This window comes from Streptomyces echinatus (assembly GCF_014203595.1).
In the GTDB taxonomy this organism is placed as follows: domain Bacteria; phylum Actinomycetota; class Actinomycetes; order Streptomycetales; family Streptomycetaceae; genus Streptomyces; species Streptomyces echinatus.
Window position 1 is genome coordinate 80,167 of record NZ_JACHJK010000010.1, and the last position, 12,940, is coordinate 93,106.

Annotated in this window: 5 protein-coding genes; 2 read left to right on the forward strand and 3 right to left on the reverse strand. The window is 73.0% G+C overall.

Translation table 11 applies throughout. The features are described from left to right. Window positions 1–13 precede the first annotated feature (13 nt). The 3 genes from pglW to FHS34_RS26315 all read right to left on the reverse strand — a co-directional run bounded on the left by pglW (window position 14) and on the right by FHS34_RS26315 (window position 6,808). Window positions 14–4,378: a BREX system serine/threonine kinase PglW gene (pglW, locus tag FHS34_RS26305; RefSeq protein ID WP_184969743.1), complete on the reverse strand. Its 4,365-nt coding sequence runs from the start codon at window positions 4,376–4,378 to the stop codon at window positions 14–16. Window positions 4,379–5,095: 717 nt separating this feature from the next. Next, window positions 5,096–6,094 (reverse strand): asparaginase, encoded by a 999-nt coding sequence (locus FHS34_RS26310; RefSeq protein ID WP_184969745.1) that lies wholly within the window; start codon window positions 6,092–6,094, stop codon window positions 5,096–5,098. Between the two features lie 180 nt (window positions 6,095–6,274). After that, a complete protein-coding gene (locus FHS34_RS26315; protein WP_184969747.1) occupies window positions 6,275–6,808 on the reverse strand; it encodes a hypothetical protein in 534 nt (177 codons plus the stop codon). Window positions 6,809–7,105: 297 nt separating this feature from the next. On the opposite strand from FHS34_RS26315, the gene FHS34_RS26320 reads away from it, so the two are divergent. Both FHS34_RS26320 and FHS34_RS26325 read left to right on the forward strand, forming a co-directional pair. Beyond that, the gene (locus tag FHS34_RS26320) at window positions 7,106–9,790 is read left to right on the forward strand and encodes an AMP-binding protein (RefSeq protein WP_184969749.1); all 2,685 of its coding nucleotides are present in this window, start codon (window positions 7,106–7,108) and stop codon (window positions 9,788–9,790) included. Between the two features lie 107 nt (window positions 9,791–9,897). Further along, entirely contained in the window at window positions 9,898–12,933 is a 3,036-nt protein-coding gene (locus FHS34_RS26325; RefSeq protein ID WP_225817627.1) for an AfsR/SARP family transcriptional regulator, read from the forward strand. Window positions 12,934–12,940 lie beyond the last annotated feature (7 nt).

Here is a 12,940-nt window from a genome sequence, read left to right on the forward strand (position 1 = left end):
CTCTTCTCGCCATCTACGCAGGCTGTTTGAGGAACCCCCCGGCCAGGTAGGCCACCTCCCCGTCATTGCGCAGCGCCTGGACCGTCTGTCCGTCCAGATGCGGATCCTGGGTACGGGACTCCATCGGGCACAGGAGCCACAGGCCGTGCGGCCCCTCCGACGGTCGACGGGCGGCTGCCTGGAGAGCGACCAGGAACGCACGGCCGCCCTCGTCCCAGTACCGGGCGATCAGGCCCGCGTCATGGAGGAAGAGCACCGTGCGCGGCTCGGCGGATCGGGCGGCGAGGTCATCGGCGACACGCTGCCACACGACACGGACGAACGTGGCGAGACCCGGCTTCACACGGCCCGGTGCGGAGGCCGCGTCGGCACGCAGGACCGTCCGCCACTCCTGCCCTTTTTCCTCGACGAGCTGCCTGAACTCGCGCAGGAACAGTGCCGAGAGGTCGACGGGGGTCACCGGGAAGCGGGCCGCGATCATCTCGGCCGTGCCCTGCAGGCGGGCGGCCTTGACCGTGAGCGCGAGGAAGCCGCCACGACGGACGCTCTCGGAGAGCTGTTCGCGCAGCGTGCCTTGCGGATCGTCGGGCTCGCGGAGCGCGTGGGCCCGTACCGGAGGCAACATGCTGGTGACCGAACCGGTGGAGGACCAGGGGCCGGTCGACCTCGGCACCGGAGGGAGGAACCGGCCCGCCTCGTCGTCGTGCCGCAGATCGAAACGAGCAGCCTGGAGCGCGTCCTCCAGCACCACGGGAGTCGGCTCGCGGCCACCCGACAGGACGTCCAGGTCGGGGAAGCGGGCTCGCACCCGGGCTACGAGTTCGGTCGCCGTGATTCCCCGGTCCGCCCGCACACCGGCTCCGGCCTGAGAGATACGCAGCGCGCGTTCCAGGCTCAGGTCACGCCGGTACAGCTCCAGGCGAGGGGTGTGGCGCACCACGGACGACGCCACGGCGGCGGCCAGCGGCACCAGACGGGTGTCGGCGAGCGGCGCAAAGCCCTCCGGGACGGGCACCGCGCGCAGCTCCCGCACCACCTCGGCACGTCCCGGAAGAGGTTCCCGGCCGGCGAGCTTCTCCGCGGTCGCGCCCAGCTCCGCCGCAAAGTCGGCCAGTTCGCGAGGGTTCGGGTCGTCGGTGCCGGGCAGGGACTCGGACGCCAGCAGCACCGTGTCGCCACGCCGGTGCACGGCGAGACGGGGCTCGTGTCCCTCCTCCTCACGGGTCTCCGCCTCCACGGCGGCACGGACGACCGCCAATGACCGGGCCAGCACGCGCTCGGAGGTGTCGTCCTGGGCCCCGTGCAGGGCCCGCAGTTCCTGGGCGGCCTGCGAAGCGGTCATCACGCGGCCGAAGTTGGCGACGATCTCGACCAGTTCGGTGCACACCGCCTGCAGCCACTCGGCCTCGGCCCACCGCTTGATCTCGGCCCGGTGGTGACGGGAGACCGGCGGCTGCTTGATCCCCAGATGGTCTGCTATCCGCGCCTGCACGGGCCAGGGGCCCAACGGCGACAGGCCGCCGTCCTCGGGCGGCAGACCGAGGGTGAGGCGTACCACGTCGGCACGGTGCGAGCCCCTGCGGCCGGACGGCGGCGTCAGCAGGTCGACCATGTCGTCGACCGACAGAATGCCGGTCACCCCGGCCTGCGGATCTCCTTCCTTCGGTGGAGAGGCGGCCTTGCGCACGGTCGGGGCGGCGGCCTTCCCGCGCAGGCCGGCCACCCACTGGTTGCGACGGCGGTTCAGCTCCTTGCGCACCAACGGGCCGGCGCCACGGGCCTTGGAGATCGCGGACGGCTGGATGTCCAGCAGCTGGCCCACCGTGGTGGCGCCGAGACCGGCGGCGACCGTGACCGCGCGCGGCGACAGACCGGCTAGCTCCAGTTCCGTGCCGGTGTCGGCGGCCAGTGCCGCCCGGTCCCGCGCCTGTTCCGTGTCCTCCGCCTCGGTGCCCACCGTGGAGGGGGTGGTCGGCGGGCGGTCCGTGTCGGCGTCCCGGAACACCTTCTGCCAGGCGTCCTTCATCTGCCGCAGCGTGTCGAAGCGGTGCTCGATGTCGCGGTGCAGAGCACGCCGGAAGAAGGCGGTCAGACCGGGCTGCAGAGGCCGGTAGAAGAGCTCGCTGGCGATGTACAGTTCTGCGGATTCGTTGGTGAGTGGATCGATGCTGCCGTCGCCCCACAGCGGTCGTTCGCCGCTCGCCATCTCGTGCAGGGTGACGGCTGCGGCATAGCGTTCGGCGTGGTCGTCGAAGTGCGGACGGCGCACGGACCCGAGGAACGGGTCGAGGTAGCCGCGGGTACCGGCCTTCACATCACGGTCGGAGGCGTCCGTCAGTGAGAAGTCGAACAGCTTCAGCTGCCAGGTGAAGTCCTTGCGGCGCTGGATGCCGAGGTTGTCCGGCTTGATGTCACGGTGGCGGACGCCGTTCGCGGCGAGCTGGTCGAGCGCCAGGAACAGGTCCTCTCCGAAGCGCTCCAGTTCGTCGTAACTGAGCTGTCCCTTGCCACGCAGCCGGGCGCCGAGGGACTGCTCACCGGCGTACTCCAGCTGCAGGACCGTACGCGAACCGATCTCGCGGAGCCCGTCGCCGCGCAGCTGAACCACGGCACCGCCGCCGACCAGCTTCAGAGCCCGCTCCTCCGCACGCAGCCGGCCGGCCTTCTGCTCGTCGAGAGCCACCTTGAAGACGCGTTCCTCGACGCGGATCGTGCCGTCGTCGTCCTCCACGGCCCGCTCCACGAGCAGCGCGCGAGCCGTGGCCCCCGTGCCGAGGACCCTGCGCACCGACCATTCGTCGTCCAGGGCCTGACCGGGCAGCGCCTCCAGCGGGTCGACGGTCGGCGCCGCTGCGGAGTCGGGCGCGGCACCGGCCCGTTCAGCCTCGTCGAGGAGGTCCAGGAACTCCTCCGCGGAACTGAGGCGGTCATTGGCGTCGGCGCGGGTCGCTTTGAAGACCAAGGCGTCGAGTGCGTCGGAGACACCGTCGGCGACCGCGAACAGATGCAGCCCGGACTCGGTGCGCAGCCGCTCCTTGAGGACGCTGCGCTGCGGGGCCGGCGGCTTGCCGGTGAGGATCAGATAGGAGACGGCGCCCAGACCGAAGATGTCCAGGTCACCCGGGTCAGGGAAGGGCTGGTCCGTCTCGGGGGCGAGGTAGACGTGGGCCGCGTCCTCGATCAGCGCCGCGTCCAGTGCGGAGCCGCCGATGGACCGGAAGAAGGTGGCGTTGCTGTCGAAGTCGCGGGCCGCGGTCTGCCAGTCGGTGATGCGCAGCTCGGGGTGCGCGCCCTCGCCCCGGAAGGACACGTAGACAGAACGGGCCGCCAGCGCGCGGTGGTACAACGAGCGGCTGTGGGCGTACCGGACGGCCTCGGCGAGCTGGCGTACGAGGTCCAGGCGGATCTCGGGGGTGACCTTGCTGCCGTAGGTGTCCAGGTACTGGTCCAGACGCAGGTCGGTGTGACGGTGCCGGAAGAGGATCGCCGGCCCGCCCTCGTGGTCACGCAACTCCATGGCGTCGGCGATGCCCCGGTGTGTGATCCCCTGGAGAACCTGGTACTCGCGGCGGGCCGCGCGCTCCGTCTTCTTGCGGTCCGCTTCCGTCGCGCCCTGGCTGACCAGGTAGATGCGCACCCGGCCCTCCTCCTGGGCGAGACCGTCGTCCCGCTTGGCCAGGCGGTCCTCCCACGCCGCACCCGCGTCAAGGGGGTGCGGCTCCATCTTCCAGGCGTCGCCGAAACGCAGATGACCGGTCGACTGCCGGATGCCGATGGCCTTGAGCAGCTGAGGCAGCCGGTGCCGGGAGAACTCCTCGGTGATGCGCCGCTCGGGCCGGTCGGGCGGCAGATTGAGGAAGTCCTGCCAGATACGATTCAGACCGCTCGCGCCGTCGTCGCGTCCGTACACGCGAATGCGCTGGACCTCGTCGAGGTGGCTGACCAGGTCAGGGGCCGACAGGAAGACGGCCGGTTCGATACGCGGAACCATCCGGTCGCTCCGGTAGAGCTTGCGGGCGGCCCACTGGAGCTGGCTGCGCAGTTCCTTTGACTTGAGGTCGTTGAAGTGCAGCGGGTTGTTGATGGTGCGGGTGCGGTCCTTGCCCCGGAAGTTCCAGGTCGAACCGGTGTTGCGGAGCTCACCGGGGTGACTTTTGATCTCGACGAGGAAAAGGCCGGCGGGAACGGCGATCAGCAGATCACACTCGTTGACCCGGCCCGACTGGGCGGTGAAGGAGAAGGTCGCCCAAGCACGGTACGGCTCGGCCGCGGGCATGAGACGCCTGACGTGGTCCAGTGCGTCCTGCTCCCAGGAGTAAGGAGAAGGACGCTCCTGGAACCACTGCTGAGCGGGCTTGACCGGCCCCGGCTTGGGCACGGCTGGACCAGGTGTCCGCCGCGGGTCCCCTCCCGTTGCTGCCACTGCGTCGGCCTCCTCGCCGCTTCGTTCCTCAAGATCGGACAAATCCCTGGTGGAGCCTACCGGCGTGGACTGACAACGCGGTGTCTCGTGAGGTTGACCACGCAATGGTGACGTCCCACCGGGCGCTGTTCGAACACGGGGTCTGCTTCCGTCGGCACACTGCAGACGCTGGCAGCCCCCTGGGAATGCTCGACGGGAAGTGTCCAGGCGGCTTCCCCCATACACACAGGACTGCGCACCACCATCACGGCTTGAGGCCGCTCCATCAGTGCGCCCGCCATCACCCAGTCCCGAGCCGCGGGATCTTCACCGGTCGCGAATCGTTGGTTCAGGGCGAGCCACCGATGCACGAACACCAGCCCATACCCCGCCCACGCGCCCTGCATGGAGCCGAAGGAGTGGCTGCAGGTGGTGGGATTTCTCTGGGACTTTTCTGGGACTTCCGACTGCATCAACGAATAAGAGCGTGAAACATACGAAAGACCATTCGTACAGGTCAATGGCCCACAACCGGGCATCGCCCAGGTCACCGCATCCGCGGTTCTCTTCCGGGACATCTGAGTAACGGCTGCCGCCGCACCCCGAGTGACCTGCAAGAGCGCGGGTCCGGAAGGGGTGCGGCGGCGCCTGTGCGGCCTCTCCGGGACCGGGACGGCCGACTCGCGGGCGCGATCAGCGGGCGAAGGCGGTGAAGGTCTCGCGGACCGCCGCCCCGTCGGCGCCCTGGGCGAGCAGGGCGCGCAGCAGCAGCCGCGCCTGGTAAGGGCTGAGGTCTCCGGCGCCGATGAGCCCTCGGCCGAGGAGGTCCTTCTCGGAGCCGGGGTAGCCGTACGTGTCGGACAGGACAGGGCCGTTGCCGATGCGGGAGGCGAGGACCACGGGCATGCGTGACGCGAGCCCGGTGAGTCCTTCGACGAGACGTTCCGGGACGTGGCCGACGCCGAAGGCCGCGACCACGAGTCCGTCGCAGTTGCCGTCCCACAGCGCGAGCAGGGCGCCGTCGTCGCCGAGGGCGACGGTGTAGAGCCCGACACGTGCCTCGCGGGCCGGGGCACCGACGAGCGGCCCGCGGCGCGGCAGGCCGCCCACCATCCGCACCCGTTTCTCCGCGATCCTGGCGATCGGGCCGCACGCCGGTGAGGTGAAGGCGGCGGGGCTGGTGGTGTGGGACTTGCGGACGGTCCGGGCCGAGTGGACCTCGTCGCCGAGTACGACGAGACAGCCGGCGTCCCCGAGACCGGGATCGGCGGCGGCCAGGACGGCGGCGTGGATGTTGGCCGGGCCGTCGGCGCCGGGAAGGGTGGGGTTGCGCATCGCGCCGGTGACGACGACCGGCTGCCGGTGACCGTGGTGGAGGTCGAGGAGGAAGGCCGTCTCCTCGATGCTGTCGGTGCCCTGGATGACGACGACGCCGTCGACGTCACCGGCTTCCAGCTCCGCGGTGATCGCGGCCGACAGAGCGGTGAGGTCGTCGAACGTCAGAGAGGCACCGGGCAGACGCCGGAAGTCCCGCACCTTCAGGCTGACTCCGCTCGTGGCCAGGGCGGGCACCGCGGCCAGCAGTTCGTGGGCCGACAGCGCGGGTACGACGCCTCCGGTGGTGGGATCCGTGGTCATGGCGATCGTGCCGCCGAGGGAGAAGACCGCCACGGTCCTGACCGACGTCGCCATATCCCTGTTCCCCTGTCCGGATCTCGTCGAGCGCGGCATCACGCGTGGTTCACGCAGGCTAGCGGGTCGGCGCCGGCCGGGTACGCGGAGTGATCACCAGCCGCCCGGCGACCGGCGGGACGCAGGTGCGCCGCGTCCCCCGGCAGCGTTCGCTGCCGGGGGACGCGGTGGGGCCGGGTGCTACCAGGTGAGGGCGGTCGACTGGTTGCCGGTGGCGGTGCAGTAGGAGGTGAAGTCGCCGGCGGCGTTGTGCACGGTGAACTTCAGGGACCAGTTGGTCTCGCTCGGGGCGCCCGCGAGGGCGGCCGAGTCGGTGGTGTCACCGGTCGCCAGGGTCCCGTCGGTGAGCGGGAGCGGGCCGAACGAGAGCGGGTCGCCCGTGGTCGCGGCCTCGTGCACGGTGCCGGAGAACTGCACCTCGCTCGTCACACCACCGGACGTCTTGTTCAGCTTCAGCGTCGTGGTCACGGAGTTGGCGGCGAGCGGGAACTGGGTGCGGATGTCGGTGGAGTCGACCCGTACCGTCTTGCCGCTGCCGGAGTCGGCCGCCGTGAGCGTGACGGTGCCGCTGCCCGCGAAACCACAGTCGTACGAGGCTGTCGCCGTCGACGGAGAGACGGCCGAGGCCGAGCCGGCCAGGGCCAGGGAGGCCGCGAGCGCGCCCGAGGCGGCGATCGCGGTCAGGGTGAACCGTCGCGTCGAGAAGCCGTGCATGAGGATGCTCCTTCTTCTTGGCAGGTGCCGTATTCCTGACAGAACTGGGATGCGTGTGAAGGCCGGGCCCGGCGTCACGAATGCAGTAGAGCCCGTGATCCTCTTCCGGTGGTTGGTGATCTCTTGGCTGCCGTCGATGAGCTGCGCGGAGCGGCGGAGGTAGGCACGGCCGGTGCCCGGCGGAGCGTCGCCGGCGGGGGCTGCAGTGCGCGCATAGGTCGCGTATGGCACGTGCGGGCACGGTGGACCCGACCCTTTTGACCCAGGGCACGCCCCATGGACCCGACAGGAGCAGCCTTGTCCGAACCACAGTCCGCCGGCCGCGCTCAGTGGCGCGTCGTGCTCAACGGCGAGGGGCAGTACTCGATCTGGTGGACCGGTCGTGAACTGCCCGCCGGCTGGCGCTCCGAGGGGACCAGCGGGACGCGGGAGCGGTGCCTGGCCCGGGTGCAGGAGGTGTGGTCCGATCTGCGTCCGGCGGGGCTGCGCCGTCGTACGGCGGAGGGGGTGAGCGCGGGGGGTGTCTGCGTCGCGGGGGTCGTGGGGCGGCAGGCGCGCCGGGTGCCGGGGGCGGCGGCCGTGCAGGGTGAGGGGTTCGCGCTGTCCTTCGCGGGGCTCGACGCGTTGTCGAACCGCTGGGCCCGGTATCTGCGGTCGCTGGGGGTGGGGCGCGGTGCGCTGGTGGGGGTGCTGCTCGGGCGAAGGGCCGAGCTGCACGCGGTGACGCTCGGCGCGTGGAAGGCGGGGGCCGGGTGTCTGCCGCTGGATCCGGAGTTCCCGCCGGCCCGGCTGCGCGCGCTGCTCGCCGCCTCGGGGGCGCGGGTCCTGGTCACCGAAGTCGCCCATGGCCTCGACGGGTTCGCGGGGAAGGTCCGGTACGTGGACGATCCCGAGGTGTGCGGCGCGCTCGCCCGGCACTCGCAGGAGGCGCTCGGCGGGGCCCCGGATCCGGAGGACGTGGCGTATGTGACGCAGGTGCCCGCGGCGGCCGGCCGGCCGCTCGCCGTGGCGGTCACGCATCGTGGCCTGGCGGACCATGTGTCGTCGGCGGCCGGGGAGTTGACCGGTGCCGGTGGTGGTACGGCGGTGTTCGCGTCGGTCGCCTCCGAGCTGGCGGCGGCGGGCATGTGGGCGCCGCTGTGGGCCGGACAGCGGGTGCTGCTCGCGCCGCGGAGCCTGGATCTGGCGGAGCTGGGAGAGCGGCTCGCGGCCGCCGGCCCGTTCGCGTTCCTGGTCCTGACGCCGGGCCAGCTGGAGTTGCTCGTACGTCAGTTGGGGGAGGCGGGGAGCGCGGCGCTGGCCGGGACGTTCGTGGTCGCGGGCGGGGCGCCCGGGCCGGCCGCGGCGCGGCTCGCCGGACTGCTCGGCCCCGGCCGGCTGCGCACCGTGTGCGGGACGGCCGAGACGTCGTACGGCACCTTCCCCGCCCCCGGCGCGGACGCGCGGCTGCGGGTGCTCGACGACGCCTGTCTGCCGGTCCCGGACGGTGCGGTGGGCGAGCTGTACGTGGCCGGTGCGGGCGTCGCCCGCGGCTATGTGGACCGGGCGGCGCTGACGGCGCAGCGGTTCGTGCCCGACCCCTACGGTCCGGCGGGGACGCGGATGCACCGCACCGGGCAGCTCGCGCGCCGGACGGCGTCGGGAGAGGTGCGGCTGCTCGGCCGTACCGACCGGCAGCTGTGGGTGCGCGGCCACCGGGCCGACCCGGCGGAGACCGAGGAGGCGCTCCACGACCACCCGAGCGTCGGGGAGGCCGTCGTCATCGGCGTGCAGTCCGCGCCGGGCGATGTCCGGCTGGCCGCCTATGTGGTACCGCGCCCCGGCGCGCAGGGCCTGGACGCGACGGCGCTGGCGGCCCATTGCGGGCGGCGGCTGCCCGGACACCTGGTCCCCGCGAGCCTCACCCTCCTCGACGAGGTGCCGCGTGACGCCGACGGACGGGTGGAGCGGGCGGCGCTGCCCGGGCCGCACGCGCGGGGCGGACCGGACGGCTCCGGCGCGCGGGGCGGACCGGACGGCTCCGGCGCGCGGGCCGCGCCGGGGCCCCGCACGTTTCCGGGCGGTCGCGATCTCGCGGAACTGCTCGCGGCGCACCGGGTGCCGGGCGCCTGTGTCGCCGTACTGGAGGACGGCGGTTTAGTGGCGGTCGAGGCCGCGGGCAGCGACGGCGCGGGCCGGTCGATCACCCCGCGCACCGCCTTCCCGGTGGGGAGGCTGAGCCGGCACGTCGCGGCCCTGGGCGCGCTGCGCCTGGTGGACGAGGGGCTGCTGGCGCCGGACGCCGGGGTCGGCCGCGCCGGGGGCCCGCCGGTCACCCTGGCGGATCTGCTGGGCCCCCGCCGTGCCGACGCGGATGCCGGGCTGCTGCCCGCGCTGCTGGAGGACGCCACGGGCGAGGCGTTCGGCCCGCTGATGCGGCGTCTGGTGCTCGGGCCGCTCGGCCTGGACGACAGCTGTTTCGGCGGGCCCCCGTCCCGTACCGGCGGACGGACCGGCGCCCCGGCGGCCCGGGTGGGCCATGACGCCGGCGGTCGCGCGCTCGACGGCGCCCGCCGGGCCGCGGATCCGGCCGAGCTGTGGACCACCGCCGCCGACCTGGCCGAGGTGGCGCTGGAGCTCCGGCGCTGCGTGCTCGGCGCCCCGCTGGCTCTGCTCGGCCGGGACACCGCGGCCCGTCTGCTGGCCGCGGGTCCGGACGGTGCTCTCGGCCCGGCCACGGCGGCCGGTGTCCTCGGTTCCGACACGGAGTTCCGGCACGAGGCGGCCCCGCCCGGCCATTACGCCGCGTCGGTGCTCCGGCTGCGCGCGGGCCGCGGCCTGGTCGTGCTGGCCAACGGCCGGGCAGGTGACCGGGTGGGCAGGGAGATCGAGGACCGGCTGAGGAGCCTACGCCAGATGACGGACAGCCAGCGGACGGCCGGTGACGGAACGTGGCGTCATCCCCGGGATCCGCAGGAAGGCGGCGAAGTTACCGATACGTAGAGTGAGTTGGTGCGGAACTGTGTTGTCAGGCCCAGAAGTACTCCACACAATGTTTGCGCAATGTCTTCGCGGGGGGCGGGGCGTGCGCAGTCCTGGGAGGAGGCGGTGTGGCGCCCCGATTGTCGTTCCAGGTGCTGGGCCCGCTCAAGGTGAGTGTGGACGGACGGCCACTGCTGCTGCGCAGCGCACGGCAGCGCACGGTGCTGGCGGTGCTGCTGCTCACTCCCGGACGCGCGGTCTCCGTGGACGCGCTCGCGGACGCCGTCTGGCACAGCGGTCCGCCCGCCACCGCCCGCAACCAGATCGCCATCTGCGTCTCCGCGCTGCGCAAGACGTTCCGCGACGAGGCGGGCGTGGACGGCCTCATCGAGACGATGCTGCCCGGCTATGTGCTGCACCGGGAGGGCCACTACGTCGACGTGGCCGACCTGTACGAGTCGGCCGCGGCCGCCCGCGCCGCCGCCGAGGCCGGGGAGGCGAACGAGGCGGCGGCCCACTTCGAGGACGCGCTCGCGCTGTGGTCGGGACCGGTGCTCGACGGCATGGACGGCAGCGCGCTGAGCGGCGCGGTGGGCCGGATCTCCGAGCTGAGGACCAACCTGATCGAGGAGTACGCCGCCGTCCAGCTCCAGCAGGGCCGCTATGTGTCGGTGATGGAGAGCCTGGGCCCGGTCGTCGCCGAGCACCCGCTGCGCGAGCACGCCCGAGCCGTCCTCATGCGGGCCTACCATCTCTCGGGCCGCCGGTCCGAGGCGCTGGACCTCTACCGCGAGGGGCGCCGCATCCTCGTCGCCGAGCTGGGCGTCGAGCCGGGCGGGGAACTGCGGGACATCCACCGCACGGTGCTGGAGGGCGACGGACGGGCCTCCTCGAAGGCGGCCGCCGCACCGGACACCGTGGTTCCCGAGGCCGCCCCCGACCCGGCTCCCGTCACCGTGCCCCGGCAACTCCCCCTGTCCCACGAGCCGTTCGTGGGCCGTGAGGAGGAACTCGGGCTGCTGCAGCGACTCGTGCCGCCGGCGCCGGGGTACACCGGTGGCACCTCGGCCCGCATCGCGGCGATCTGTGGCCCGGCCGGAGTCGGCAAGAGCGCGCTCGCGCTGCACTGGGCCGACCGCGTCACGGGGCGCTTCCCCGACGGCCAGCTCTACCTGGACCTCCGGGACCCGCACGGGCACGGCGGCCTCGGCAGACCCGAGGCCGCTCTGGAGCGGGCGCTGCGAGCGCTCGGCGTGCCCGGCACCTCGATCCCCGCGGGCCTCGAGGACCGGGCCGCGCTGTATCGCAGCACGCTCGACGGCAGACGGCTGCTCGTCGTCCTCGACGACGCCCGCTCGGTGGAACAGATCCGCCCGCTGATGCCCGGCCGCGGCTCCGCCCGGGTCCTGGTCACCAGCCGGGACCCGTTGAACGAGCTCGCCGGGACGTCCGCCGTGACCCGCCTGGAACTGGGTGCCATGAGCCCGGCCGAGTCCCTCAAGCTGCTCGCCGCCACGATCGGCGAACACCGGGTGGCGGCCGAACCGGCGGCGGCGACGCGCCTGGTGGAGCTGTGCGACCGGCTGCCGCTGGCCCTGCGGGTCGTCGCCACCCGGCTGCTGTCCGACCACCGCTGGTCGCTGCGCCGGATGGCGGCGCAGATGGAGGACCGCCGCGAGCGCGTGAGCGTGCTCAGCCCGGGCGAGAGCGGGGTGCGCTCGGGCGCCTGGCTCGGCTACCGGGCCCTGTCGGTACAGGCCGCGCGGCTCTACCGGCAGCTGAGCATGCTGGAGGTGCCCGACTTCCCGGCCTGGATCGGCGCCCCCGTCCTCGACATCGGCCCGGACGCGTCCGAGGAGCTGCTCCACCAGCTCGTCGGCGCGCAGCTCCTGGAGATCGGCCCCGCGCGGGGCGGCGCCACCCGCTTCCGGTTCCAGAACCTGATGCGGCAGTTCGCCCAGGAGCGGTGCCTGGCCGAGGACAGCGCGCAGGAGCGTGAGCAGGCCCTGGAACGGGTCCTGACCACCGTGCTCACACTGGTGTACGCGGCGCAGGAGCAGCTGTACGGCAAGGGCGAGGCCCCGCACGGCGGCCCGGCGCACTCCAGGCCGGTCCCGGGCGAGACGGTGAGCGAACTCGTCGCCGACCCCATCGAGTGGTTCGAGGGCGAACGGGAGGCCCTCGGCGCCCTGGTGGCGCAGGCGGTGCGGGACGGCCAGGCGGAACGCGCCTGGCTCCTCGCGGTGGGGACGGTTCCGTTCTACGAGACCCGCAACTACCTGGAGGACTGGCGGCGCACCGCCGAGTGCGCCCTGGAAGGCGCCCGGCGCGCCGGTGACGCCCGCGGGGCGGGCACCATGCTCCGCTCCCTGGGCACGCTCGCCATCTACCAGCGCCGCTACGAGGAGGCGCGGGAGCTGCTGCTCACCGCCCTGACCCAGCTGGAGCGCGGCGACGACACCCAGGGCCGGGCCATCGTGCGGCGCAACCTCGCGGTGTGCGCCCGCTTCTTCGGGGACCTGGCCGGAGCGGCCCGTTACTGCGAGGAGTCCCTGGTGCTGTTCAGGCGGGCCGGGGACAACTCGGGGCTCTCCCACGCGCTGGGGCTGCTCGCCCAGATCGAGATCGAGCAGGGCAACCCCGAGCGCGGCGTGGAGCTGAGCAACCAGGCGATCGAGGTCAGTTACGAGGCGGGCTCGCTGCGCAGCCGCACCCAGAACCTGTACCGGCTCGCCGAGGCGCTGCTCGTGGCGGGCCGGTCGGCGCAGGCGGAGCGGATCTGCCACGACGTGGTGGGCCTGACCCGCGGCCAGGGCGACCGGCTCGGCGAGGCCCACGGCCTGTGCGCCCTCGGCGAGGCGCAGTGGCGGCAGAACGAGCCGCACAAGGCCCGCGCCAGCCTGCGGCGGGCACTGCGCCTCGCCGAAGAGGTGGGCGACCGGTTCCTGCAGGCCCGGATCGTCACCCACCTCGCCTGCGCCGAGGCGATCGGCGGCGGCGCCGGTACGGGTGAGCCGCTGGACTGGGCCCGGGAGGAGTTCCAGACGCTCAACGCGCCGGTGTGGGAGCGGCGCGCCGGCCGGCTGCGCGAGGTCCTGGAGTCGCACGACTCGGCCCGGCCCATCGAGGGTTCGATGCTGGCCTGTCTGCTCGCCGACCGCTGACCGGCGC